Source organism: Thiomonas sp. X19, from assembly GCF_900089495.1.
Classification (GTDB): domain Bacteria; phylum Pseudomonadota; class Gammaproteobacteria; order Burkholderiales; family Burkholderiaceae_C; genus Thiomonas_A.
Genome location: NZ_LT605203.1, coordinates 2718238 through 2743010 on the forward strand (window position 1 = coordinate 2718238; position 24773 = coordinate 2743010).

General features: G+C 61.6%; 21 protein-coding genes. 14 read left to right on the forward strand and 7 right to left on the reverse strand.

All coding sequences use genetic code 11. The features are described from left to right. Nucleotides 1-8: 8 nt before the first annotated feature. The 4 genes from THIX_RS13055 to THIX_RS23050 form a co-directional block, all read right to left on the reverse strand. Nucleotides 9-2912 carry an EAL domain-containing protein gene (locus tag THIX_RS13055; RefSeq protein ID WP_158540885.1) on the reverse strand — a complete coding sequence of 968 codons (2904 nt, stop codon included), beginning with the start codon at nucleotides 2910-2912 and terminating at the stop codon, nucleotides 9-11. Further along, the gene (locus THIX_RS23045; RefSeq protein WP_158540886.1) at nucleotides 2896-3258 is read right to left on the reverse strand and encodes a hypothetical protein; all 363 of its coding nucleotides are present in this window, start codon (nucleotides 3256-3258) and stop codon (nucleotides 2896-2898) included. The genes THIX_RS13055 and THIX_RS23045 overlap by 17 nt, the downstream gene beginning before the upstream one ends. Beyond that, complete coding sequence (locus THIX_RS13060; protein WP_158540887.1) at nucleotides 3243-5891, reverse strand: sensor domain-containing diguanylate cyclase; 2649 nt, start codon at nucleotides 5889-5891, stop codon at nucleotides 3243-3245. The genes THIX_RS23045 and THIX_RS13060 overlap by 16 nt, the downstream gene beginning before the upstream one ends. A 387-nt stretch (nucleotides 5892-6278) precedes the next feature. Continuing rightward, entirely contained in the window at nucleotides 6279-6482 is a 204-nt protein-coding gene (locus THIX_RS23050; RefSeq protein ID WP_146748549.1) for a hypothetical protein, read from the reverse strand. Nucleotides 6483-6578: 96 nt separating this feature from the next. Here THIX_RS23050 and THIX_RS13065 point away from each other — a divergent pair, with 96 nt between their 5' ends. The 10 genes from THIX_RS13065 to THIX_RS13110 all read left to right on the forward strand — a co-directional run bounded on the left by THIX_RS13065 (nucleotide 6579) and on the right by THIX_RS13110 (nucleotide 18614). Continuing rightward, on the forward strand, nucleotides 6579-6944 hold the full coding sequence (locus tag THIX_RS13065) for a hypothetical protein (RefSeq protein ID WP_112486546.1): 366 nt from the start codon (nucleotides 6579-6581) through the stop codon (nucleotides 6942-6944). A 15-nt stretch (nucleotides 6945-6959) separates the two neighbouring features. After that, nucleotides 6960-7886, forward strand: a complete 927-nt coding sequence (locus THIX_RS13070) for an FHA domain-containing protein (RefSeq protein WP_112486547.1) — start codon at nucleotides 6960-6962, stop codon at nucleotides 7884-7886. Then, on the forward strand, nucleotides 7883-8272 hold the full coding sequence (locus THIX_RS13075) for a hypothetical protein (protein ID WP_112486548.1): 390 nt from the start codon (nucleotides 7883-7885) through the stop codon (nucleotides 8270-8272). The genes THIX_RS13070 and THIX_RS13075 overlap by 4 nt, the downstream gene beginning before the upstream one ends. After that, nucleotides 8269-12681 (forward strand): EAL domain-containing protein, encoded by a 4413-nt coding sequence (locus THIX_RS13080; protein WP_112486549.1) that lies wholly within the window; start codon nucleotides 8269-8271, stop codon nucleotides 12679-12681. Before THIX_RS13075 ends, THIX_RS13080 begins: the two co-directional genes overlap by 4 nt. Nucleotides 12682-12690: 9 nt before the next feature. Beyond that, a complete protein-coding gene (locus tag THIX_RS13085) occupies nucleotides 12691-14496 on the forward strand; it encodes a methyl-accepting chemotaxis protein (protein WP_233224552.1) in 1806 nt (601 codons plus the stop codon). Between the two features lie 24 nt (nucleotides 14497-14520). After that, nucleotides 14521-15102 (forward strand): chemotaxis protein CheW, encoded by a 582-nt coding sequence (locus THIX_RS13090; RefSeq protein WP_112486551.1) that lies wholly within the window; start codon nucleotides 14521-14523, stop codon nucleotides 15100-15102. 307 nt (nucleotides 15103-15409) lie between these two features. Continuing rightward, nucleotides 15410-16429 (forward strand): ATP-binding protein, encoded by a 1020-nt coding sequence (locus THIX_RS13095; protein ID WP_371412912.1) that lies wholly within the window; start codon nucleotides 15410-15412, stop codon nucleotides 16427-16429. Between the two features lie 210 nt (nucleotides 16430-16639). Continuing rightward, the gene (locus THIX_RS13100) at nucleotides 16640-17023 is read left to right on the forward strand and encodes an antitoxin Xre/MbcA/ParS toxin-binding domain-containing protein (protein WP_112486552.1); all 384 of its coding nucleotides are present in this window, start codon (nucleotides 16640-16642) and stop codon (nucleotides 17021-17023) included. Beyond that, a complete protein-coding gene (locus THIX_RS13105; RefSeq protein ID WP_112486553.1) occupies nucleotides 17020-17733 on the forward strand; it encodes an RES family NAD+ phosphorylase in 714 nt (237 codons plus the stop codon). The genes THIX_RS13100 and THIX_RS13105 overlap by 4 nt, the downstream gene beginning before the upstream one ends. Nucleotides 17734-18092: 359 nt before the next feature. After that, the gene (locus THIX_RS13110; RefSeq protein WP_199195296.1) at nucleotides 18093-18614 is read left to right on the forward strand and encodes a DNA methyltransferase; all 522 of its coding nucleotides are present in this window, start codon (nucleotides 18093-18095) and stop codon (nucleotides 18612-18614) included. A 186-nt stretch (nucleotides 18615-18800) separates the two neighbouring features. Here THIX_RS13110 and THIX_RS13115 read toward each other — a convergent pair whose 3' ends face one another. Beyond that, the gene (locus THIX_RS13115; protein WP_112486554.1) at nucleotides 18801-19931 is read right to left on the reverse strand and encodes a Bro-N domain-containing protein; all 1131 of its coding nucleotides are present in this window, start codon (nucleotides 19929-19931) and stop codon (nucleotides 18801-18803) included. A 1043-nt stretch (nucleotides 19932-20974) separates the two neighbouring features. On the opposite strand from THIX_RS13115, the gene THIX_RS13120 reads away from it, so the two are divergent. From THIX_RS13120 to THIX_RS23055, 3 genes are all read left to right on the forward strand, one after another. Then, on the forward strand, nucleotides 20975-21253 hold the full coding sequence (locus tag THIX_RS13120) for a hypothetical protein (protein ID WP_112486555.1): 279 nt from the start codon (nucleotides 20975-20977) through the stop codon (nucleotides 21251-21253). Between the two features lie 42 nt (nucleotides 21254-21295). Continuing rightward, a complete protein-coding gene (locus THIX_RS13125; protein ID WP_112486556.1) occupies nucleotides 21296-22339 on the forward strand; it encodes a ParM/StbA family protein in 1044 nt (347 codons plus the stop codon). Between the two features lie 198 nt (nucleotides 22340-22537). Continuing rightward, nucleotides 22538-22897: a hypothetical protein gene (locus THIX_RS23055; protein WP_146748550.1), complete on the forward strand. Its 360-nt coding sequence runs from the start codon at nucleotides 22538-22540 to the stop codon at nucleotides 22895-22897. Between the two features lie 316 nt (nucleotides 22898-23213). On the opposite strand, the gene THIX_RS23060 is transcribed toward THIX_RS23055, so the two are convergent. Both THIX_RS23060 and THIX_RS13130 read right to left on the reverse strand, forming a co-directional pair. Next, nucleotides 23214-23414 (reverse strand): hypothetical protein, encoded by a 201-nt coding sequence (locus THIX_RS23060; protein ID WP_146748551.1) that lies wholly within the window; start codon nucleotides 23412-23414, stop codon nucleotides 23214-23216. A gap of 180 nt (nucleotides 23415-23594) precedes the next feature. Next, entirely contained in the window at nucleotides 23595-24122 is a 528-nt protein-coding gene (locus THIX_RS13130) for a hypothetical protein (RefSeq protein WP_112486557.1), read from the reverse strand. A 58-nt stretch (nucleotides 24123-24180) separates the two neighbouring features. Between THIX_RS13130 and THIX_RS13135 the strand changes: the two genes are divergently transcribed. After that, nucleotides 24181-24627, forward strand: a complete 447-nt coding sequence (locus tag THIX_RS13135) for a hypothetical protein (protein ID WP_158540889.1) — start codon at nucleotides 24181-24183, stop codon at nucleotides 24625-24627. Nucleotides 24628-24773: the final 146 nt, after the last annotated feature.

Sequence of the window (24773 nt, forward strand, 5' to 3'; positions counted from 1 at the left end):
TTGACAGGTCAGGACGTTGGAATCAGACGGCCCTGCCCACGGAGCAAAGCCGCAAATTCATCCGCAGGCACGGGCCGGCTGCAGAAATAGCCTTGGTAGGTGTCACAACCATGGGACCGCAGAAATTCCAACTGCTCTGCGGTTTCCACGCCCTCGGCCACAACACGCAACCCCAACTCCCTTGCCAGCAAGAGCACAGCCTTGGTGATGGCGATATCTTCAGCGTCATTCGGCAAATCTTTGATGAAGGCGCGATCGATTTTGAGGGCGGAGACTGGCAGGCGTTTCAGGTAGGCCAGTGACGAGTAGCCCGTCCCGAAGTCATCGATCGCCGTATCCACGCCCCTTGCCCTCAATTCGGCGATCAGTGCCGCAACCCGTTCGGGTTCGTGCATCAGGACACTCTCGGTGATTTCGAGTTCCAGCATGCGGGGATCCAGCGCGTGCGTGTCGAGGACGTTTTGGACGACGGCAAGCAGATGATCGCTTTGCAATTGCGCCACGGCACAATTCACCGCAACGGGAACAATCGTGATTCCAGATCGCCGCCAATGCGCTTGCTGCGCGCACACGGTGTTAAGCATCCATGTGCCCACTGGAACGATCAGCCCGGTGTCCTCGAGAATCGGGATGAACTCGGCTGGCGCCACAAGGCCTTGCTTCGGGCGCTGCCACCGCAGTAGAGCCTCCGCACCGACGATCCGGCCAGTGGCGACGTCGACCTTCGGCTGGTAATAGGGTACGAATTCTGTCGCATCCAGCGCCTTGCGCAGGGCCCCCTCCATCTCGAACATCTGACGCTGGCGCGCATACAAACCTTGTTGATACAGACTCCATTGCCCGACTCCCTTCTTCTTGGATTCGTGCATCGCGATGTCTGCGCGGCTGAACAGCGCACTGACATCGTCGCCGTCGGCGGGGTAGCGAACGATGCCCATGCTGGCGCTGACGTGGATCTGTTGCGTCCCCAACAGCAGCGGGGCCTTGAGCGCTTGGCGCAATTGCTCCGCGCGCTCGGTGACGGCCTGCGTATTGAGCATGTGCTCCGAGACTATGGCGAACTCGTCGTCGCCGACATGCCCCAGCGTCTCGGTTCCACGCAGGCTTGAACGCAATCGCGCCGCTACTTGAACCAGAACCTGGTCTCCGACCGTATGCCCCAAGGTGTCGTTGATGGCCTTGAAACGGTTGATTTCGAGGAAGAACAACGCCATTTCTTCCCCGTTTCGGCGAGCCCTGGCCATCGCGTGTTCCGTGTACTCCAGGAGTTTGTTGCGGTTGGGCAGTTCGGTCAAAGGGTCGTGATAGGCCAGCCACTGCGCATGTGCGTGCGCGGTCCGGATTTCTGTCAGGTCGCACGACATGGCCACCGCCCCCAGGAAGGTCTGCTGCGCATCGTGCAAGGGGTAGCTGGAGATCTGGATCTGCCGTAACTCGCCTGTCCCGCTGTACGCCAGGAATTCAGCTCCAGCAACAACCTCACCCCGAAAGGCTCGCGACAGTGGCCGCCCCGCGAACGGTACAGGGCGTCGATCCAGATGGAGCAGCGCGTGGTCGCGGGCCCACTCGTCAAGGTCCATCGGACGCGCGGCGTGTTCATGTTGGCAATCAATGAGTGCGTTTGTATATTGAATGTGGCCGTGCTCATCGCAAGCCACCACGCCGTCGGTCATGTTGTCCAGTACCGCTTGCAAGAAGGTATGGTCGCGGCGCAAGACATCGGCCTTGGCCAGGAGTTCACTGACGTCCTGCACGAACACAATGGCCATGTGAATGGCCCTGTGCTCGTCATGAATTGGGGCGACATGCAGGCGTACCCAGACATGGTCGCCGGACTTGCAGCGATAGCGGCGCTGCGCACAGTAGGCACCGCTTAAATCCGCAAAGATATCGGCCACACTCGAGGTGGCTTGCTTCAGATCCTCTGGATGAAGCAGGTCCAAGACACTGGGCAGTCGGCGCAACTCCTCCTCGGAGAAGCCCAGCATGTCGACCAAGGCGCCATTGGCTTCCTGGATGCGTCCGTCCCAACCAAAGGTCGCCATGCCCATGCCGGAATAGTCCAGACCGATGCGCACGCGCTGTTGGCTGTCATGCAGCCGGCGCACCATCGGACGCAGTTGCCAGCGCAGGAGTGCCAGCCCCACCAGCAACAAGGCAGGGAGCAGCAAGAGCACCACGCGGGAGGTCGTGATCAAGGAGCCAAACAATGCCCTTGCGGATATCTGACTGACCATGCCCAGTCCGGTGCTGGCCACCGGGGCGTAGGCCACGATCATCGCGTCCTCGTTCCCGTTTTGATGCCGGGTCGGGCGGATCACCACCCCGTGTTCGGCGTGCAAGGCCAGGAACTCGGGAGCGTCTGTTTGTCGTTGGGGCTCAGTCATAAACTGTGGATGCTCATTCGCATGGCCCGGCGAACACAAAGCTCCGCCCTGTTGCCGGGCGCAGACCACAACCGTATGCCCTGGATCCCTCTCATGGAGCGCGAGTTCGGAAAAATAATCGGACTGCAAGGGCAATACCGCTTCAAGACTTCCCAAAACACGCCCGTCCTTGCGGATCGGCATGTGGACGCGAAGGATGAACTGCAAGCTATGCGGGTCGCGCAGCAGCCATGCCTGGCCCGGATACGGCCACTGCACGGGCAACCCGGCATCGCTTGCCGTGAAACGCCCCATCTGATACACAATCTGCCCTTGGAGATTGCGCAGGACAAGCCATTCAGGGGCAATTTGCTGAGCGCGATCTTCCACGGCGTCCTCAAGCCCACTGTGTTGTGAGTCGATGCCCGACGAAGCATCCAGAAAGCTCAAGACGCGCTGATTTGCGGCTAACGCGGCGACGTCCTGACCGCGATTGCGTATCTCTCGGTTCAGTGTGAGCGCAAGCCGGTCATTGTCGTGTTGCAAACGTGTTCTCAGGACGTGCTGGGCGTGCCTTCCCATGAGGGTTGTCGCCAGCAATCCAGCGCCCCCCCCCTGCAAACACCAGCGCCAGTCCTGCTGCGACCAGGATTTTGCGATCCATGCGTTCCCGCAGAAGCCGGCGCAGCCAAGCGAATCTGCTGAAGAGCGCCATCACGATGCCTGCGAAGACAAGGAATACAACCGGATGTGGCAGGAGTTCCTGAGTACGAATGAGGCCGACTTGGTACTCGGGAAGTCTGAGCAGCGCCACTGGCACCGCAAGTGCAGCGATGAGCAAAATACTGATATCGAGATACCTGTCGAGGTTGATGTTCAACTTGCCTTGCATGTCGTGTCGTTCTCAAGGTGGGGCGAGTCATGCGCCGGGCCGTCATGGGCAGCGGTCGATATGGTCGTCGGACGAGGCGTCCGGCTCCAGAGCTGCCAGCCGCGTTGGCGTGAACCTTTGCGCGCCTTGACGTCATAAAGCGCCTCATCGGCATGGCCGAGCAAGATGTCGGGCGTGGCGTCATCCGAAGGGTAAACCGTCAGCCCCAGGCTGATCCGCATGGGGGTCGATTGTCCCCCGGGCAACGTGTACGGCGCCGTCAGCTCGGCTTCCAGACGGTCCAGCACCGTCGAAAGGTCATCGGGACCCGAGAGTTCTTCAAGGACAACGACGAATTCATCGCCACCGAGCCTTGCGATCGCATCGGCACCCCGTAGCGTGGTCTGCAGGCGCCGACTCACGTCGCACAGCAGCGCATCACCGGCGGCATGGCCCCAGGTGTCATTGATGGACTTGAAATCGTCCAGATCCAAAATGCCGATGGCGACTTGCCTGCGGCGGTTTTGCGCCCGGGCAAGGGCTTGAGGAATGTGTTCCAGGATGGACCGGCGGTTGGGCAGCCCCGTCAGAGCGTCCGTCAAGGCCAACGTTTCAATACGCTGACGGTCGCGCACCTGGCGTAGCGCAATGGCCGCACTCTCCAGGATGTTGGTGACCAGATGCTGGAGCTCCTCGTCGATGGCGTGCGGATCTCGGGCCACCAGAATGACCACACCCATCGGCTCTCCAGAGTCAACCGCCAAGATGGGCCAGCCCGCGAGCAGGCCCATGGCACACAAGGGCTGCTCACGCCAGCGTGGCGACAACTTGGGATCGGCCGACGGGGTCTGAATGAGAACGGGAGCGCGCGCGTTCCAGACACGCGCGCGCATGTAAGCACCTTCTCCCCTGGCGAGCGCTTGCAGTGGCACGTCCGTCAGATGGCTTAGCGCCTGCTCAAGGGGCCCGGCAATGACGCGGCGCTTGATCATGTCCCCTTCGGGAGCGAAGACCTCGACGACGTCGGCTCCCGTTTCAGCGACCAGCGTTTGCGCCAGAACCCTGTACACGCCCGCGGCGTCGGTGGCTTCCAGCAGTCCGCGCTGGATCTTGCGCCGCGCCGAGCGGTAACGCTCGATGCGTTCCAACTTGACGATATTGGCTTGCCGGTCGATGCATTCGGCAAAGGCGTCGGCCATGCGCTGGAAGACTTGGGCCGCCTCCGGGCCGATGACGCTTTCGCTGGCGTAATACGCGCAGACGAGAACGGCCTCTCCGTCCTGAGTCCGTGCTGCGGCCGACAGAACGCCTGCAATCCCGAAAGCTTGTGCGCGCCGTCGCCAGGGGGCGAACTCCGGAGCCTCGATCGTGGCATGTTGGGGCTTTCCTGTCGTGATGGCCTGGCTGGCAGGGCCCCGGCCTTCCGGACGATGGCTGTCGGTGCTGATCCGCAAGTTTTGGGCAAAGTTGCTGGCGGGGCCCGCGCAGGCGGTCATGTCGACCCAAATCTGGCCCAGAGGCAGTCGTCCCACGCAGACGAGGCGTGCTTGCAGCAAGGCGCAAAGGCTGGTCGCCAGATCTTCGAATGTGGCCGACACATCACCGGCCTTGTGCCCCATCAGTGCCTGAGTCGTCTGGGCCAGGGCGGCATAGAACAGCGATGATTGGCGTGCCGTGCGCTCTGCCTGTTCCAGACGCAAGGTGCGTTGACGCTCCAGCCGCTGGAGCTTGTTCAGGCGCAAGGCCATCAGTGCGAAGAGCACACCCAGCAGCGTCCATTCCAGCAGGGGCAGACGCACCTGCTGCCACCAGGCATCCCGGACCGTCGCCCGCGGAACGGACACGAAGGTCTCGAGGGGTGCCCCCTTCAGCGGGACAAGGACACTCCAGGCCATGCGGTCCGTGCCAGAGTCATCCACATGGATCGGGCCGACGACATGCTCGGGCGTCGCCACCAGCGGATGCCTCGGGGATGGAGGCAAGGCATGGAGGCGAAACCAGGATGCGAGGCGTGCGGCGTAGATCGTCGGACCGGTGGGCTCGGGCCACAGTCCCAGGAGATCGCCCTGTCGGGTGACCAGGCCCATCTGCAGGTGTCGCGCCATATCCGCAGCCAGTTCCGGACGCAACCAGCTCGTGATCTGTCGGTGTAGATCGATGTCGGCGACGAGGTCGTACGCGATGGCGCCGCTTGCACTGCGCTGCGCGAATCCCAAGCGGACGACCGCCAAGCCAGCGGCCGAGGCGGCGGCTTTGGGAAAGGCCGTGTGCACGTCCGGGCGTTGGCGCAGCTTGTGTAAATAGGCTTGGGTGACGGGCTGGACTGCGCGCAGATCTTGCTTGGATGCATCTGCGACGACCCGGCCGTCCGGCAGGATGACGTCGATGGCGTCGAAATCCGGATACATCCTGCGAAATTGCCGCAACAAGGCGAAAATCGCCTGGGGGTCGGCGTGCTCAAGAGCCGGAGCATCTGCCTTGAGGTGATGATTCAGGAAATCAAATCCGCGCAAATATTGTTGCAGGTTCTGCTGGGTGACGGATTTGGCCAGCGCCGAGGTGGCGTCGAGTTGCAGCCACGCCTGGTCCGCAACCGCACGCCAGCTCTGAAAACCGTACCCAAGGGCGGCGGTTAACCAGACGATGAACCCCATGGACACGACAGACCAGAATGCGCTGCGGCTTTGGTTGGGAGTCCTTTGACTGATGTCGTCCATGAGGAGAATCGGCGGGTGAGCATGAGCCTGACTTGCCCTGATCTCCGGATGGGAAAGTTGGGCGACATCGAGCAATGCGCCTGCATTCTCGAGTGGTTGCAATCTAGGGTGAAAGCCCCTCGGCAAGCAAGGGAGCGAGAGGAAGAAATCGCCAGACATCGTGAACAAATTCACGATTTGGCCGAATCAGCCACGACGCAGTTGCATGCGTCGGCCTGAAGCTCGCCCAGACGATTGAACACGACTGCGGGTAACTGGACGGCCACTTGCGCCGGGCGGCTCCACTCCAGACGGCCCGCGGCAAAAGCGATCCAACTCGCACCTCTAACGCGACAGCGGCGAGCGCTTGAACTGGGCAAATTGCGCGATCAGTTTGGCGAGATCAGCCTGCGCCGCCGACAGGAACAGGGTGGCTGAAGCAGCGGCGCGCAATCCAAGACGAATACTGCTCGCGTCGCAACGCCACGACGTGAGAACCCGCTTGTATGTGAACTTTCTCACAGAACCGCGCAGTTCTTTCCCCCTCATCTTGCCGTCGCGGGGACTGCGCTTTACAAAGAGAACCCCGCCCCCTTACTCCAGAGACCCGACACATTCCGACCATGCGCCGGATGGTCACACTCCATGGACCGCACTCCTCTCCTGCCATCCTCCGTCCTTGCCCAGATCGATGCCCTGCTGATCGATCCCCGAGGCAGCTTTGCGCCACGGCCCATCGCGTTGTGCCGTGCACCTGACTTCGACACAACGCAGGTCGTCACCCTCGTCACCGTCCACGAAGATGGCTCCCTGGTCGTCGTCCTTGCCGAGCCCCTCGCATTGGAGGAGACCTGCTGGGTCGAGAAGTCCACGCACAGTGATCACGCCCAGGCCGGCCCGTATCTGGTGAGCGAGGTGCACGTGGGCAACCGGCCCGAGGATACGCACGCGCTCTGCTGGATTCACGTGCTGCGCCAAGACCCATGGGCCGACACCGTCGCCCTCACCTGAACCGTCGGTTCCACGATGTTCGGACGCCACTCGGCGAATCACACAGTCGCATCCCGCATTGCCCTGCACGCGCAAATCACGGGTGGCGACACCATGTTCAGGGCGCTGGGTGAATCGCGCGCCCAGGCTCTCCTGCAGCGCACCGCGCAACGTCTGGGGCACGGCCTTGCAGCCTCCGGAGGTCTGGTCATCGGCGCGCGCCCAAGCGACCTTGTCGCCTTGTTCGAACACGCGGATCAAGCCGTCCAGGCTGCGTGCGGTCTGCGGCGCGCCCTGCAGGAATGGCTGCAGCCTGTCCAGCAGGACATGGCCCTGGATCTCGACGTCGGCCTGAGCGCCGGGCTCGTGCTGTGCCATCCTCCGGTCTACGAGGGCCAGACGCTGCAGCATGCCGCCGCCCTGGCCAACGCAGCAAGCGAAGGCCAGATTCTGCTCGACCAAACCGTGCGCGCTCAGCTCTGTGCTGCCCTGCAAAACCGCCTGCACCCTTTACGGTTCGATGACGGCGGCCAAATCTGGGGCCTGGTGTGCCCGCAAGCCATGCCCCCACCCACGGCCGTGCCGACCCTCACCCTCGTCGATCGCCAATCCGGCCTGCCGCACGCCCATGCCAGTGGTCAAGCCATCCTGCTCGGTCGCGCCCCCGACAGCACCATCGTCGTCGACCACCAGACTGCTTCGCGCCGCCATGCCGTGATTGCCTGGAAAGGCTATGGCTACATCCTCACCGACATGAGCCGCCATGGCACCTGGATCGCTTACGGCGATGGCCACACCGCCATGTGCGTACGCCAGAACATCGCGTTACTGCAGGGAGAGGGCACACTGTATCTCGGTCGCTCCTCCCGGCCACCAGGCCGCGGAGACGTCACGTTCCGGATCGAGCCACCCTGCGTCTGCCTGGCATCCGAGGCGCCTGACGCGGCGGCACTCCAGCCATGACCATCGGCAGCAAACTCATCGACGTCGACTGGAACGATCCCAGGCTGCAGGAACTGCTGCGCAAGACCGAGGGGTTGCGCATCGATGCGCGTGCAACGTTCAAACCACGACCGGCGCGCTTGCGCCTGTCGTGGCGCGAAGGCGCGGCTTGGTTCGACGTCTGGCGGGTGCATCAGACGGGTGATTTCCATGTGATCCGGCTCGATCGGCGCCTGGACATGCGTGTTGGCGACGCAGTCAGCCTGGACACGCTGCGACCGACTGCGCCCACTGCGGGCATCGTGTTCACCCAGATCGACGCCATGCGCGCTGGGGAGCGCAACGAAGATCAGAGAACGCCGGTTGTCCTGTTGTGGCTGCGTGCCGTACGTGGTGGGATGCGATGAATCCCGTGCTGCGCAAACACCTGCTGCGTGGCCTACTCTGGCTTCCAGTCCTGCTCGTGCTGGTTTGGTTTGTGAACCAGGAGCGCATGGACGATCAGAACGTCCGCACACAGGTCGCCAATCAAGCCCGGCACATAGCCATGGCCGAAGGCCAACTGATCCAACTGCGCTTGATGCAGCAGTTTCTGCAACTGGGCTTCGTCGCCAAGGCCATCGTGGGCGGACAAGACCCCGAGACTCTCGACACGCGGACCCAAGCCCTGCTCGATCGATTCGCCGCGCAGCACCCGGAACTGTTCGCGCTCAACATCCAGTCCGCTGATGGCCGGCGCATCCTGTGGTCCAGCCACCCCCAGCCGGCCACACCGATGTTCGGAACTCGGGATTTCACGTCGCTTCCCGGCCGGCCTGATGACCTCCTTGGGAAGAGCCGTTATGCACCCCGTTACGGCGGTTTGATCCAGTCGATGCGCTACCGTATGCGCGACGCCCAGGGGCGTACCTTGTACTTTGTCGGCTCGCCGTACCGTGTCGACGCGCTCCTGGCCTCGACGGTTGCTGACGACTGGCCGCTGACGGTGCGCGATCTGCGCGACGACAGCGTGCTGGGCGCCTTGTCGCACGGCCAGGTCGTGCACCCGACTTCGATGACCGAAGGCGGTGTTGAAGAACCCATCAGCGGCTTGCCGCTGGCCGTTGCGGTGAGTTGGCCGAGCGCCCAAGTCTGGCAACTCTACCGCCACGGTCTGGCATGGCGGCTTGCCGCTCGGGTTGTCGTCCTTGCCTTTTTCATCCTGGCTGCCTTGGTCGTCGATCGCTTACTGCGCAGCCGACAAAAGCTTCTGCAACGAAACGCCAGGCTGGCACGCTTCAACGCCATGCTGGCGCATGTGAATCAGGCGATCGTGCAGACGCGCGACGTGCAAACCCTGCTGGAGACGGTTTGCCGCCTGGCCGTGCACGACCTGGCCATTGCGCTGGCCTGCATCGGTCGCCCCGGCGACGACGGGCGCTTCGTCTATTTGGCCAAAGCCGGCCCGGCGGCGAGTTATGTCGATGGCCTCGTGATCAGCGCCGATGGATCCATCCCCGAAGGCGGGGGAAGCGCCGCAATGGTCTGGCGTGAGGACCGCGCGATATTCACCATGGACACCCAGGGCTCTGCGGTCTTGCGCCCATGGCGCGAAAGACTGCAGCGCTTCGGGCTCAACGCCTCGGCCGGCCTGCCCCTGCACCGAAGTGGCAAGGTTTGGGCCGTGTTGAACATTTACTGCGGAGATTCGACGAGATTCACCCCGGATCTGCAACGTACCCTGCTAGATCTGGCCGACGATCTGTCCCATGAACTGGACCGTCTGGATCTTTTATGCAGTCAGGCCTTGCTGCAACGTCAACACGCCAGCCTGCTGAGCAACACCGTAGCCGGTGTGGTCATGGTGCGCTACCCCGGCGCCACCATCGTCGAGGCGAACGCCGCCATTGCGCGCGTCTTTGGCATTCGCGACGTCAGCGATGTGTTGGGCCGCAGCGTGGGCGATGCTGCTCCCTCCTTGATCCAGGACGGCATGGTCAAGGCCACGCGTGTGGCCCTCAAAGACGGCCAAGTCGAAGTGGACGCACTGGATATCGTCCGTGCCGATGGCCAGCCAGCCTGCATCGCCATCTCAGGAAGACGAATCGACACGGATCCAGATGGGTTTACTTTTGTCGTGTGGACCGCAGTCGATGTCACCGAGCGCCAGCGCCTGATGCAACAAATGGAGCATCTCAGCAAGGCTGATCCGCTGACTGGCCTGCCGAACCGGCGCGCACTGGAACAATCCCTCGAACGTGCGATCGTGCGTGCCGGGCGTCTGGGCGCAGCAGTGGCCGTCGGCCTGATCGATCTGGATGACTTCAAGCCAGTCAACGACCGCTATGGGCACAGTGTCGGCGATAGGCTGCTCAAGCAGCTCGGCGAACGTCTGCATCAACTCATGCGCGGTTCGGACATGATGGCCCGGCTCGGTGGTGACGAGTTTGTGGTCGTCATCGAAGATCTCGATGTCGAGCATGCCCAGACCCAGCTCGCCGCGATTCTGGGGCGCCTGCATCAGGCCGTGCAAACACCCTTCGACCTTGGGGACGGACGTACCGCTAGCGTGGGCATGAGCATGGGTGTCGCGCTGACGTCTGCCGACGGCAGCAGCGCCGATACCCTGCTGCGCTTGGCCGATGGAGCGATGTACCGGATCAAAGCTCGCAAAGCCACACGCACCCAGTGGTGGACCCTGGTGGGAGTCGATCCTGGGGACGACATTCCCGAGCCCCCCTTCGACCCCTTTGGCTCGGACGCGCAGACTCTTCTGAGTCGCATCGGACGGCTGTTGGACGTCGTCGAGCGCGAGTTCGTGGAACCCTTTTACAGCGAGCTCGCGCAGCGCAGCGACACGGCGGCCATCCTCGCCGCGCTGAGCGTCGCGAGGATGGCTCGCTTAAAGGCGAGCCAGGCGGCGCACTTGCGCTTCTTGCTCAACCCGGCGACGACCGCGGCACAGATCCAGGCCCGCGCCCAACATCTGGGCCGCCTGCACGCCCTGGTGGGGGTGGCGCCGTCGTGGCTGAGCGCGTCGATGCAACTCTATCGAGATCTGCTGCACTGGCATCTGGATGCGGGCGAACAGGCCGCACGTGAGCGCTATCGCCTGCAACGCGTGTTCGACACCCGCATCCAGATCGATCTGCAATGCCAGCTCGATGCCATGCTGCTTGTGCAAAACGCCTACAACGCTTATCTGGCTCGGGTTTTGCCACGGCTTAGCCAAGCGCGGGTCGAGGTGATCGATGCCAAGTTGCAGGCCCTCGGGGCTTTGCCCGGCATTCGGTGCTGTGCGCTGCTGCGGCCCGACGCGCAGGGGCTGTTCATCGTGCAGGCCAGCAGCGGTGAACTGGCGGCGGACGTGGCACAAACCCTGTCGACCCCAGGATTGCAGCCCTCGCTGGATTCCAACAGTGCCACCGGCAAGGGCATGACCGCGCAGGCCTGGCGTACAGAGTCGATCATGACAGCTAAAAGCTATGAGGGTTGTGTGGGGCTGGCTCCCTGGGAGGGGATCGCCGCACACTTTGGTATCCGCAGCATGGCAGCGATCCCACTGATGCGCACCGGGCAGGCCGATTCGGTTCTGGCACTCTACGGCGCTTACCCCAATCAGTTCGACACGCAGCAAGGACAAACCTTTCTGACTGCGGCGCAAAACCGCTGGAATCTGGTCGACGATTTACTGCGTCAACGCCACCCCGTGGTTGATCAGCAGGATGCCGCGTTGTACCGCCAGTGGCTGTACGCCGACGGTCTGCACATGTTCGTGCAACCAGTAGTGGATCTGCGCGATGGACGGCTGAGCAAGGTCGAGGCGCTGGCGCGACTGGTCTCCCCTGAAGGCAGCGTCGTCGCGCCGGGGCTGTTCCTGCCAGCGCTGCGAGAAGCCGATCTGGACGCATTGTTCCGCATGGGCCTGTCTCAAAGCCTGCACTGGCTGGCGCAATGGCGCGACCACGGCATGAAACTCGACGTCTCGCTGAATCTGCCGCCATCGACGCTCCTGCACCCGGATTGTGCCCAATGGATTCGGGAGGCGCTGCGCGAGCACGGCATCGCGCCGCATCATCTCGTGCTGGAGTTGCTGGAGTCGCAGGAGGTCGATGAGGCGCTGCGCGACAGGGCCATCGCCACGCTGGGACGACTGGGTGTGCGCCTGGCGATCGATGACCTGGGATCGGGATTCAGCAGTCTCAAGCGCCTGGCCAGCCTGCCCTTCGATGTGATCAAGATCGATCAGGGAATCATCGAGGACATCGACCGCGACCCGATCAAAGCGCTGAGTCTGGTGCGCACCGTGGTGCAGATCGGGCGGGATTTCGAGAAAGAGGTTGTTGTCGAGGGGGTGGAGAATGCAGCGATCATCGAAGCGGTCACGATTCTGGGCGCAACGTTCGGGCAGGGCTATGGCATCGCGCGGCCGATGCCTGCCAAGCAGTTGCAGGACTGGGCAGCGCAGTACGCCTTGAACCGGCAAGCTCCCGGCGACGGGTTATCACCTACGCGCATCACGACCGCTCTTGGCGCTTTGGCGTATCACTGGCTCGACACACATGACGGCCAGCCGCATCAGGTGCGGGCAATCGAGGCTTGTCCGCTCACAGCGTTTCTGCAGGCGTGCGGCGCAGGAGCGGAAGATGCGAGGACTTGGCACGCCACCGTGCACACGGCCTCGGACGCGGACGTGCGCAAGGCTACGAGCAAGAAACTCACGGCGTGGCTCGCCGAGTTGGTACGTGCTCAAGGCAGCGCTTTCCACGCTTTCCAAGGACCATCCAATCAGCCCAGTATCAAGGGTTCCACCGAAGCAGCGGATATGCCCGGATAAAGCCATCGGATGGAATTGTCAACAAAATCCGCTGCAAAAGCATTCACATTCAGTTGCAAGCTTGTCTGCGACGAATCTCAACAACGATTTAAAAATGCCGCTATGGGTATTGCATGTTGTTGTCGTCACATTCGTCGCCTGATCGGTAACTGTGATCCCCGAAAGGCGCTCTTTCCAACTCAGTTATCGAGGTCTCTTATGTTTCGGAATATGCGAATTGGCCTACGCCTGGGCCTGGGTTTTGGCTTGATCGTCATGTTGCTGGTCGCTTTGGCTGCGGTCGCGATCATCAACATGAATGCCATGAAGCGGGCGACCGATGAAGCCACCAAGGTGGCGTGGCCCGAAGCACATCGCGTGAGCGAAATCAAGGCCGACGTGAATCAAATGGGGTCGGACTGTCGAGACCTCCTTCTCAGCAAAGACCCGGCCGAACAGTCCAAAATTCAACAAAAGATCCAAGCCAGCGAACAGGCCAGCCGCCAGGATCTGACGCAACTCGCCCAGGAAGTGCGCAACGCGCAAAGCAAGGCGCTCCTGCATGAAACCAAAGGCAATCTCGCCCAGTACGGCAACGCCATGACGGTTTGCTTCAATGCAGAGCAAACGGGGAGCAACAATGCGCTGGGCGTGTTTACCCAGCAGGTCAAGCCTGCCGAGGCCGCAGTCAAAGCTGATCTCGACCATCTCGACAAGGGCTTTGTCAGCCACTTCACGCAGGCCACGGAACAGGCCGATGCCGCGTATTCCAGCGCCTTTGTTACTGCGTCGGTCACAACGGTTTTTGCGCTCGTTCTGGCCTTGATCCTTGGCACCTGGGTCACCCGTTCGATCACCGGCCCGCTGGGCCAGGCGGTCGGCGTGGCGCAACGCGTGGCCGAAGGCGACCTCACGGTCCAGGTCCAAGCGAACTCGCGTGACGAGACCGGGCAACTGCTCGGTGCGCTGGGCGAGATGGTGCACCGGCTGACGGCTGCCCTCGGTTCCGTGCGATCCGGAGCGGATAACCTGTCGTCGGCCTCCACCCAGATTTCTGCGACGTCACAGAGCCTGTCGCAGGCGACAACCGAACAGGCCGCCTCCATCGAGGAAACCTCCGCCACCCTGGAACAGGCGACGGCTTCCATCAAGCAAAACGCCGACAACGCCCGCCTCACCGACACCATGGCGCAGCAGGCCTCGACCCAGGCGCAGGAGGGTGGAAAAGCGGTTGAGCAAACCGTCACGGCCATGCAGTCAATTGCCGAGCGTATCTCCATCATCGACGACATCGCCTACCAGACCAATATGCTGGCACTGAACGCGGCCATCGAGGCGGCCCGCGCCGGCGAGCATGGCAAGGGTTTTGCCGTGGTGGCCGCCGAAGTCAGGAAGCTGGCTGAGCGTTCTCAGGTCGCCGCCAAGGAGATTGGGGACCTGGCCTCGAGTTCCGTCAAACAAGCCGAGCGGGCTGGCAGTCTGCTGGGTCAGATGGTTCCCGCCATCACGAAAACATCCGATTTGGTCCAGGAGATCAACGCCGCGTCCGAGGAGCAGGCCACGGGGATGCAACAGATCAACCAGGCGGTGGGACAGCTCAACGCGGTGACGCAACAAAACGCGTCGGCCTCGGAAGAACTCGCCGCCACCGCCGAGGAGATGAATGTCCAGGCCCAGCAACTGCAGGAAACCGTGGGCCTGTTCAAGCTTGCCGGTGATCAAGAGCCGCCGCACAAGGCTCCGGTTCGTGCAACGTCTGTACGGCCCAAGGCCAGCACACCACGTCCTCAGGCTCGGCTCGCGACCGAGGCCGGCGGCGACTTCGTCAAGTTCTAATCCGATCATCGTCTGGAGATCAGCATGGAACATGCCCTTGTCGAAGTACCCAGTCTGGCTGGCCCTCAGGCCGACCTGCCGGCGACTGTCGCCGATGATGCGATCCTTGCAAATAGCGGAGGGCAGGTCCTGACCTTCAGCCTGCAAGGCGAGCTGTACGGACTGGACATCCTGCGGGTGCGTGAAATCATGAAATACACCCGCCCCACCACCATCCCCATGATGCCGGCAGCCGTGCATGGGGTCATCAATCTGTGCGGTAGCGTGTTGCCCGTCATCGACCTGGCACAACGCTTCGGCCGCCCGGCCACCGAGTTGCATGCGCGCACTTGCATCGTGATCGTCGAGGTCGACGGTGAGGACGGCTCGCAGGCCGTTGGTGTCTTGGTCGATGCGGTCAACTCGGTGCTGGATCTGGAGAGCACGCAGATCGAGCCGCCCCCGAGCTTTGGCATGGGTCTGCGCAAGGAGTTCATCCGGGGTATGGCGCGCACGGAGTCCGGCTTCACCATTCTTCTTGACGTTGGCCATGTCCTGTCTGGCGACGACATGGCTGCGCTGGCCCAGGTTGGAGGTGGTGAAGCCGCAACCGACCAGACTGAGTAAGAGATGTATTTTTGGGTTTGACGTCGCGGTAAGACCGCGGCTCAACATCTCTCTTGTGGTTTTATTCTTAGCGAATTTATCCTACTTTATTATTTTCTTATAAAGTCATAAAAGTTGTGTAAGATTCAAAATATGAATCCCATTCACAATCCATTCGCACCTGGCGCCGGAACACCTCCACCTGAGCTTGCCGGACGAGACACCGTGCGTGAGACCGTCCGGATCGCGCTGGAGCGCGTGCGTCTTGGCCACCCCACGAAAAGCGTCATCATGGTTGGCTTGCGCGGTGTCGGCAATACTGACGGTCTTGCTGGACCGCATGCGGGAAGATGCCGCAGCAACCGGGTTCCAATGCGTGAGGATCGAAGCTCCGGAGCAGAGATCCTTGCCTGCCATTTTGGCGCCTCAACTGCGCATCGCATTGCTTCGCCTGTCCCGCAACGACCAAGCCAAGGATCTCGCCACGCGCGCCCTCAGGGGGCTGGCCGGATTCGCCAGGGCGCTCAAGCTGAAGTACCAGGATATCGAAGTCGGCCTGGATTTCGATCCGGAGCCAGGCCTGGCTGATAACGGCGACCTGGAAAATGACCTCCCAGACTTGTTTGAAGCGGCAGGTAGCGCCGCACGCGAGGCCGGCACTGCCCTCGTGCTGTTCCTGGATGAACTGCAGTATGTGCATGAGGAACAATTGGCTGCCCTCATCACGGCCTTGCACCGCTGCGCTCAGCGCCGCTTACCCGTCACGATGGTTGGCGCTGGTTTGCCACAGCTCCGCGGCCAGATGGGGCTGGCCAAGTCCTACGCCGAACGGTTGTTCGATTTCCCGCAAATCGGCCCCCTGCCCGATGAAGCGGCCAAGACCGCCATCGTCAAGCCCCTGCATGACCAGGGCGTTGGAATTGACGACGGCGCGCTTACTGCCATCGTCGTGGAAACGCACGGCTACCCTTATTTCATCCAGGAATGGGGCAAGCAAGCCTGGGATGCGGCAAGCTCATCCCCGATTACCGCCACCGACGTCGAGGCAGCCTCGAAGATTTCCATCGCCGCACTGGACGAGAGCTTCTTCCGTGTGCGATTCGACCGCTTGACCCCAACGGAAAAACGCTACATGCGTGCCATGGCGGAACTTGGTCCGGGACCGCACCGCTCGGGCGACATCGCGGATGCGCTTGGCCGCAACGTCACGTCGCTTGGGCCAACGCGCAGTCAACTCATCGCCAAGGGCATGATCTGGAGCCCGAATCACGGGGATACGGCGTTCACGGTGCCTTTGTTCGACGCCTTCATGCGCCGCATCATGCCCGGGGCCGATTGGCGAAGCTGAGTTTTCAATCAGCGCGTCGCCCTCGTTGTGCGCTGCGACCCATCTTTGCTTGGCACCGCCCTTGCCATGCCACGTCAAAAACGACAGTTTCAACAGCACTTGGTCGCAGTTGTGATGCGTCAATGCGCCTTTTCCGCTGGCCAACAGCCGGCGCGTCTTGCTCGGGAAAGAATGACAGGCTATATTTGCATCAGCAATTAGAGGTCAGCTATGTACCAAGCACATGCACCCAAACAGCCGAGCAACGAGCCAGGTTTCATCCTGGCGAAAGCCACGATCCGGGCCGCAACCTTGCTGGGGATCACCGGACGGCACTTGGCTGAAGTCATCGGCAGCAGTGAGTCCACGGTTTCCCGCGTGGCCAGCGGGGAGCGGCCTTTGCCTCCGGAATCGAAGCCGGGCCAGATGGCAGCCTTGGTCGTCCGCATTTACAGATCGCTGGACGCCCTGGTCGGCAACGATGGGGACCAGCGCATGCGCTGGATCAGCAGCTACAACGACGCGCTGCACGCGGTCCCCAAGGAAGCCATGCTGACGCCCGAAGGACTGGTGCGCGTGGTGACCTATCTGGATGGCGCACGCGCACTGGCATGAGTGCAGGGTGGGAGCCACAATGGCTGCAAACCGTAGGCTCCACGGAACGCGAGTTGTGGCGCGGGGTCGAGGCCCAGCATCAAGTGGCAACGATGCGGTTGGTGGACTCCGCGGCCGAGCAGGACATCCTGGAGCGCATTCTCGAGACGAGCAAGCCGCCACTTCCCGCCGTCACCCTGAAGCAGCACTACCTGATCTTCACACCCTTCCGTTACACCTCGCCCCATCCGAGCCGATTTCGGCGCGCGAATGCGCCCGGCCTGTGGTACGGAGCCGACGACCCGCAAACGGTCTGCGCTGAGCTGGCGTTTTGGCGCTGGCGCTTCCTGCAGGACAGCGAAGGCCTGCGGGACACGAACATCATCACCGAGCACACGCTGTTCAAAGCGACGTTTGCAGGGGCGGAACTTGATCTGACACGCGTACCCTGGAGCGCATTGCGCGCGATCTGGCGCGACCCCAGGGGCTACACGGCCTGCCACGTCTTGGCCGATGCCGTGCGCGGCGCGGCACCCAGGATCGATGCGATCCGCTATGAGTCGGCACGCATGGAGAATGGGATGTGCGCTGCGGTTTTTCAGCCCAGCGCCTTGTCAATTCCCGAACCGCATGCGCAGCAAACCTGGGTCTGCAAGACCAGCGCCCGGACCGTCATCTTCACCACCCAAACGAGCGGGGCATCCATGACGTTCGATTTCAGTGAGGGGTGACTGGCAAAACATCTACTGAGCACGCGAGCCTGAGGTTTGTGCGAGAAAAACCCATACTGAGCACCACGGGCGTGTCGGCATCGTCGGTCTGTCGCATCCGCAGTATCAAACTGCAGTTGTGACAACTTCTTCCCGCCCATTCCCGCGCTCAGCCGTTACTGAGCACGGTCCGTGGTCCCAAGTATGGGGTCTTCGTTTGCATTGAAAACGAATCGACCAGTTCCATGGTTTTGTGCGACATCAGATCAGATCGTGTCTCGCATGCACTGGTGAATCATCATGGTCCACGCGGATGTTTCACGTTTGCACCGCACCTGCGAGACGGTATTTTCAGGGGTATGACACACACCTTACCCCACATGGCTGGCATCGTGCCCGACTTGCCCGTCGCGCCGCCCCGCGCCGACCTTCGCACCGGCGACTGCCGCGACATTCTCAAGACCCTGCCTGACGCGAGCGTCGACGCTGTGGTGACCGACCCGCCCTACGACTTGACCGCGAACAAGAAAGGCGGCACCGGCCACACCACGCTCAACCTGAACCACCCGGGCGGGCGATCCCGCATCGGCTCCGGCGGCGGCAACGTCCTGGCCGCTCTTCGGCTTAGCACTGGGCAATGGCGAGCAGGGTGTTCCTGCGGCGCCGAGCCGGTGGCCGATATCGTTCTTGACCTGTTTGGCGGAAGCGGCACGACCGCGCAGGTTGCCCTGGCTCATGGCAGACATGCGGTGTTGATCGATGCCAACCCGACGTATGGGGATTTGCAGTCCGCCAGGATCGCGCGAAGCGTCGCTCCCCGGCCTTCGCGTCGGCAGAGTTCGCACGTGGCTGCGCCGAGCGGGCAGATGTGCATGCCGTTCGAAATCGAGGTCGTTGAATAGGCTTGCAGTGCGTCCCGCTTGGCCTTTTCCTCTCCCAGCATGGCGATGAGTTCCTGGGCTACCGTGATTGCTGGATCGCCACCTCGGATGCTGTCGAACAAGGTCCCTCCGCCAGGTAGAGTCCGACGCAAGGCGCCGCTATGCTGCATGATCCGATGATGACGAAGGCAGAAGTCGCCAAACATTTCAAGGTATCGAGGGTGACGTTGAATGCTGCGCTGGCGCGCGCCCACGGTCAGTGTTTAGCATGAAAGCGAGCGTGAAAAGAAATTTGGCTCTAGCAAAAATTTGTGCCGCGATACTCGCACACCGTGCCACAAACCACGATTGACCGTTCACATCCAGCCTGGCTTTGAACGTCTTACCGCCGAAACTGAACTCCATCACTTCCGTACTCATGGCCTGCTCCTGTTTGTCTGCCACTGGTTGAACTTTTGTCGCTGCTGCCGGACCTTGTTCCGGAACCCCTGCTGGCCTCTGCCAATCCATTGGCGGCAGCCCTAGAGCGACGTTTCTACGCTTCCCAGCGATCAATTCCATGACCCCGGCCCCGTTGACGTAATCAACCGCGAGCATGTAACCGTTCCCGAGCCTGGCGCTGTGCGTCCCCGTCTGGCTGGCGCTCAGCAACGACAAGCCCTGTTCCAAGCTCGCGTAACCCAGGTCTTCACAGATCGGCTGCGCCGGATACCAGATCATCCCGTCTCGGCCAATGATGACGCTGTAGCTCTTGGTCTTGGCCCCAAGCCCTGCGGCGCTCGCCGTGGTGCGCCGGGCGACTTCAATCCGCTGCTTGGGTGTTGCGGTGGACGGCTTGAGCCATGCTTTTGACTTGCTGAGCGGTTGAAATGGCACGTCAACTGCATCCGCAGCACCAATCGCTTCGCCTTTGCCGCCGCCCGGCGCCACTTCGTTTTTCTGCTCGATGGGCTTGAATTCGGTCATTCCTTGGAGCGTGTCTCCAAGCAGCGGCTCTTGCTTGGCTTCCACGGCACGCACAGCCGCGTGAATCACGCCAGCAGCGATCCACTGCTTGAAGCGCCTCGCCCTCACCAAGACGCTTGCCGCGACGAGTGATTGCATCCCGGCTTCGTTGACGTGCATCATCTGCTGCACGCCGCCCGCCGACTGCACGCCATGGGGCTGCTGGTTGCCTGGCTTGACGTATCGCTCAAGAGCCGCCGTCATCTTCTTGAATCCGAGCGCGGTGCACAGGGGCTTGGCCGCATACCAGGCGACGCCATCCTCGCCAATCTGCACCAGAATGGGGATGCCCTCGAAGTCGAGGCGGATGATGGGTTCTGCGATTGCCAGCATGGCTGCTCCTCGTTGAAGCAGTCAGGTTAGGCACGGCCGCGGCGCATGCCGGCACAAAAGCCAGCCTCTCATGGGGCGCTTTCGCTGCAACGGCCGCGGCGCATCTCGCCATTCACCCCGGCGCGGGCAATCAGGTGCTGCAAACCACCCTCGCACAGGCAAGGATGGGGCTGATGCTGTCAGATGAGCATCTTCATCGCCGCGGATAAGGCTCCGGGTCCTGCCTTTCACCTGTGTACAGGGGACGAAATTTCTTCAGGAGTCTCGCATTCTCACGCAACCGTCGCCACGGTTTTTGTGAGCCACGCCCTTGCGGGTGATGGTCTCCCGCCATAAGGCAGGAACTGGCCCTGTGACGGGGGCCGGGCGGATGCCGTGGGTCAATCCCCACTCGCTGCATCAACGCTTGATCTCCTGGATACCGAACCTCAGTTCGGCGGCCACGTCTCCTCGGAGTACGTGGCATCGTCGCGGTCGCATGCTTCTGCGAGACGCGGCGCGGGCGGCCTGGCCCTGCTTTTTAGCCTCAAACTTTTTCGATATGGGTGACTGTAGGGTGTTGCAAACCGCCCAGGAGCCGCAGCGAGACTCGTTTCGTGCCTCACTCAGGGTTTTGAAGGTTTTTTTGATGAGGGCGCCCAAAAAAACCGCCTGGCGGCGGTCGACGCTTTGTTGGCTCGCATGGAGCACTGTCTGACGCGTCAGCAAAGGCTGGCGCGCGAACACCGGACTTGCCGGGTGATGCTATCCGCTTGTGCGGGACTGGAAAAACGGCTCCCGTTGACGGGATGGATGCATCCTAAACCTCAGCCACCGGGTTTGCGTGGGGCGAATCGTTGGTGAAACGGCGTCCTTTTCGATCTCTGAGGAACGGATTTGCGAATGCACGATGTCGGTGTAGAACAACTGCATGGCCTTGACGTGGTTTGGCCGGTTCTTTTCGACGCCATCGCGATTTTCGTCGCCAAGCCACGTTATTCCACGTTGGATCAACGTGCCTTGTTTTTGTTGTCCCGTTTCAACCCCAATCGTGAGGAAAAAGCGTGCGTTTCAATCTCACCATCGACCCGGATGACCCGGCCTTGAAGCCATTATATGAACACTTGGCCGTCCTCCCGCAAGGCCCAGGCAAGCAGCATCGCGCCCGGGCGATTCAGCAAGTGCTCTACGCGGGCGCGGCAGCGCTCTATGGGCGGGGCGTCGCGCAACCGCCGACCCCAGCCATCCATCCTGCAACGCAGCAAGTGGTTGCTCCGGCGCCGCAAGACCCGGAGCACGTGGATGCCTTCATCGACAACCTCGATTTCGCCAATCTCACCTGATCGCGCCTGCTGGCGCATCACCTCTCAAACTGGAGTTTCAATATGGCAGTCAACCGTTTCAATCTCGGCCTGGATGTGGGCTATGGCAATACCAAGGGCGTCTGGTCCGCGGATGCAGGCCCCGAACACAACGTCATCATCCCATCGGTGGCGCACGAGATTCGCGATCTGAACGATTGCCGCGCCCTGGCGTCGGCCGGGCAGACCGACGAGGTGCTGGTGCGGGTCGATGGCCGCCATTATGTCGTCGGCCCGTCCGCCGCAGTCTACGGGCGCACGCTGCATGACGACTACATCCATACGCCGCAGTACCGGGCGCTCATCGCTGGCGCCCTCTATACGGCGTTCAAGGAACTCGGCGAGGTGGTCGAGGTGATCGATGCGTTGGTGGTCGGCCTGCCGGTGTACAGCTTCGGCAAGTTCCGCGAAGGGCTCGCCTCGGAGATGGGCAAGGGCTTCGAGGTGCCGGTTCCGGCCAAGTTGCGTGCCGCCTATGGCCGGGACACGGTGTTCGTGCGGGCGAAGGCGGTCAAGGTGATGCCGCAGCCGGTGGGCGCGATGACCGACTGGCGCGGGAGGCTGACCGCGCCGCCGCCTGACGGCGATACGGTGATCGTTGCCGATCCGGGTTACAAGACCTTCGACTGGTTCTCCATGCGCGGCCATTCGATCATCCCGGAGTTGTCCGGCGCTTTCGATGGTGGGGTGTCCGAACTCCTGAAAGATGTCTCGGTGGCGATCACCCGCAAGCATCCGAATGCGCGGATCGACATCCAGACGGTCGAGGATGGGCTGGAGCGCGGCAAGCTCACACTGGTCGGCGTCGGCAGCATCGACTTCTCGGAGTATCGGCAGACGGTGCGCAAGGGCGCCAAGATCATCGCCCAGCGTATGGCCGAAATGCTGCAGCGCAGCCAGCAGAGCAATAAAACCCGTGTCGACCATTTGGTCCTGGCGGGCGGTGGCGCGAGCTATTTCGAGGACGCGATGCGCGAGGTGTTTGCCGGGGTGGATTTCACGCGGCTGCCAAGGCCCGTTCTGGCGAATGCGCGCGGGTTCGGGAAGGTGGCGACGCGCATGGCCTGATCTTTGTCCTGCCCCACGTGTGTGGGGATGAAAATTGAGGATGTGAATTTTGTGGCTTGCTACTGTCACATCGCGTGGTAATGTTGGTTCAGGAGGTCATGATGAAGCCCATGCCAGGACAGAGTAACGTTTTTCAGATTTACAGCACAGACTGAATGGGACGAGTACGACGAAGACAGTCGCGCCGTGACGGACACCATGTCCGACGCGCATATCGACGCGCTCCTCGTGCGACCCGAGGTGCTGTGGCATTTCCCCGTTCACCTGGCCAATGGCACGCGGATCGATGCGCCGCGATTTCAGTGTCGCAAATGTTCAAACCCGATCGTGCCGCACGGCCGTATTCGGAGATATGACCGTGCGGTGCTGATTCAAGCTGCGGGGCGTTGTGAACAGTGCCAGGTCTACACCTGCTTTGATGCACGGGTTCTGGATGACGGCACGTTGTACTCGTTGGACTACCCGGACCCTGGCCGCGATGCCTATGCAGGGAAAATCCATGCTCCTGCTGCATACAGCGATGAGGATGAGGGCGATCCGCCGGAAACTTGGTTATGAACAACTCCACCCATAACGGCCTAGCCGCTTGGGTGTGAGAGTCAAAAGGATGAGGAAGGCCAACGACAACGCCCCGGCCATTTCTGGCGCGGGGCGTTTGTTTTGGTGGTTGATCCCCCGATCGAGCGGGGTCGTCGTACGGCTATTTCACCTTCCATCCCCACGCGTGTGGGGCAGGCGTCGTACGGCTAGTTCACGAAACCAAGCAGCTTGCCTAGCAGCGCAAGCGCGTTCTGGTTCATCATCACAATCACGAAAATCCTTCCATCCCCACGCGTGTGGGGCAACAGAACCGGCACTCAGGAAGCGCAAGTCGTCATGCGTGTTTGTGGTCGCCTGTACCGCGGCTTTCCATCCGCCAAGTCTGAACGATCCGGCGACGCAGATTGACAAGCGGTGCCCAGAATTCGCGCCGGCCTTCGGCATAGCCTTGGCGAACAGCATGATCGATGTCTTTCGGCGAACCGAACTCAGAAGCGAAACCTTCGATGAAAGACCGAACAAATAGACGAAACATGTCAATCTCCCGATGTGATGGCGCGGATCTCCTTGACAGCATGAGCGACTGTCGCCACCCAATAGACCGCGACGCCCAACAAGAATACCACGAGGAACAACAGGATAATGGACGCACAGAATGACCCAATGGGACCCGATTGGTCACATTGGGCAAGGCTTTGCAGCCATTCCCCGAGACTCAGAAAGCCTCGATCAGCGAAGCAAACGCGGCTTCGCCATCTTCGTCCCACGCCTCCTTTGCAGAGGACGGCTTGTAAAGCAGCGCGCGGCCTCCGGCGCTTGCGCGCAGTTTCCAGAACTTGGCCTTGGCGCGCTCGATCGCGAAATCCAGATCCTCTGGATCCTGAGATTCGATTTCCATCAGATCCCAGCCCTGCCGCCGATCCTCTGGATGTCCGCCGTTGCGGATGACGCAGATATCCGCTGACCTGACAAGAGCCAGGTCGATGCTGATGACGCGGTTGTCCGTGTAACCGTATTGCTCGATCACACGGAAACCCGCTTCGATTTCGCGCTTGAGCGCATCTTCCTTGGCGGCAGGGCCAGCAGTGGTGGGCTTGGTGATGGGTAATGCAGTGGATGCCGGCACACCGCCGGGCACCAATTCTTGATGGGGCATGGTGATGGGCCTTTCGCCTTGAGGCGGATTACGAAAATCGTCCGGCCAATCATCGCGCAATCTTGACGCCAATTCGCCTGAAAACATTCAAGAACTGATGATGTTTCTATTTTGAATCCGCCGACTGTCCGCCCAGAATCCAACAATGCCATTGCAAGGCTCGGATCGAAGGCAAACGGCCAGCGTCAAGCCAGCCGCGGCAACCCCATCCAGGATTCGCGGGCATGTCGCCGAAAACCCGGGAAGGCGCCGGATCACTCTCTTTTCAACCCATCTTTGGGAGTCATTGATGAAAACCTCTGCTTTGATTCTTGCTGCTTCCGTTCTGACTGCAAGTGCGCAGTTCGCCTTTGCGGGTGATGCGCACAAGGTTCTGGTGGATCACTCCAAGCCGCTCACTTACATCAGCGCCGTGACGCGTTCGGCCACGTGGACCGGCGAGCGTGTGGAAGAGATCGGGCATGGGCAATGCGAGAAAGTCTCGCGGCGACTTGTTGCCATGCGGCAGATTGGCGGAATCGATCTACCCGATATCGCCGTGAACAAGATTGCTGCACCTTGCGACGTCTTGGATACATCCAAGGTGCAATAAGACATCAAGGGGGCGGTCGCAATGGTGCGACGGGCCTGGATCGGCTTCAGTGTTCCCACAAGAAACCGTGCCGACGCGCCCGCGCGAGAGCCGCAAAATTCCGCGACGGAACGCTTGGTTGCTTCGCAAGCTGTTGATTCCATTCA

Coding starts and splice junctions, on each gene's coding strand:
- THIX_RS23045 (WP_158540886.1), bottom strand. CDS start 3,258: ATGCAAGGCAAGTTGAACATCAACCTCGACAGGTATCTCGATATCAGT.
- THIX_RS13060 (WP_158540887.1), bottom strand. CDS start 5,891: ATGGGGTTCATCGTCTGGTTAACCGCCGCCCTTGGGTACGGTTTTCAG.
- THIX_RS23050 (WP_146748549.1), bottom strand. CDS start 6,482: ATGAGGGGGAAAGAACTGCGCGGTTCTGTGAGAAAGTTCACATACAAG.
- THIX_RS13065 (WP_112486546.1), top strand. CDS start 6,579: ATGGACCGCACTCCTCTCCTGCCATCCTCCGTCCTTGCCCAGATCGAT.
- THIX_RS13070 (WP_112486547.1), top strand. CDS start 6,960: ATGTTCGGACGCCACTCGGCGAATCACACAGTCGCATCCCGCATTGCC.
- THIX_RS13075 (WP_112486548.1), top strand. CDS start 7,883: ATGACCATCGGCAGCAAACTCATCGACGTCGACTGGAACGATCCCAGG.
- THIX_RS13080 (WP_112486549.1), top strand. CDS start 8,269: ATGAATCCCGTGCTGCGCAAACACCTGCTGCGTGGCCTACTCTGGCTT.
- THIX_RS13085 (WP_233224552.1), top strand. CDS start 12,691: ATGGAATTGTCAACAAAATCCGCTGCAAAAGCATTCACATTCAGTTGC.
- THIX_RS13090 (WP_112486551.1), top strand. CDS start 14,521: ATGGAACATGCCCTTGTCGAAGTACCCAGTCTGGCTGGCCCTCAGGCC.
- THIX_RS13100 (WP_112486552.1), top strand. CDS start 16,640: ATGTACCAAGCACATGCACCCAAACAGCCGAGCAACGAGCCAGGTTTC.
- THIX_RS13105 (WP_112486553.1), top strand. CDS start 17,020: ATGAGTGCAGGGTGGGAGCCACAATGGCTGCAAACCGTAGGCTCCACG.
- THIX_RS13110 (WP_199195296.1), top strand. CDS start 18,093: ATGGCTGGCATCGTGCCCGACTTGCCCGTCGCGCCGCCCCGCGCCGAC.
- THIX_RS13115 (WP_112486554.1), bottom strand. CDS start 19,931: ATGCTGGCAATCGCAGAACCCATCATCCGCCTCGACTTCGAGGGCATC.
- THIX_RS13125 (WP_112486556.1), top strand. CDS start 21,296: ATGGCAGTCAACCGTTTCAATCTCGGCCTGGATGTGGGCTATGGCAAT.
- THIX_RS23055 (WP_146748550.1), top strand. CDS start 22,538: ATGTCCGACGCGCATATCGACGCGCTCCTCGTGCGACCCGAGGTGCTG.
- THIX_RS23060 (WP_146748551.1), bottom strand. CDS start 23,414: ATGTTTCGTCTATTTGTTCGGTCTTTCATCGAAGGTTTCGCTTCTGAG.
- THIX_RS13130 (WP_112486557.1), bottom strand. CDS start 24,122: ATGTTTTCAGGCGAATTGGCGTCAAGATTGCGCGATGATTGGCCGGAC.
- THIX_RS13135 (WP_158540889.1), top strand. CDS start 24,181: ATGCCATTGCAAGGCTCGGATCGAAGGCAAACGGCCAGCGTCAAGCCA.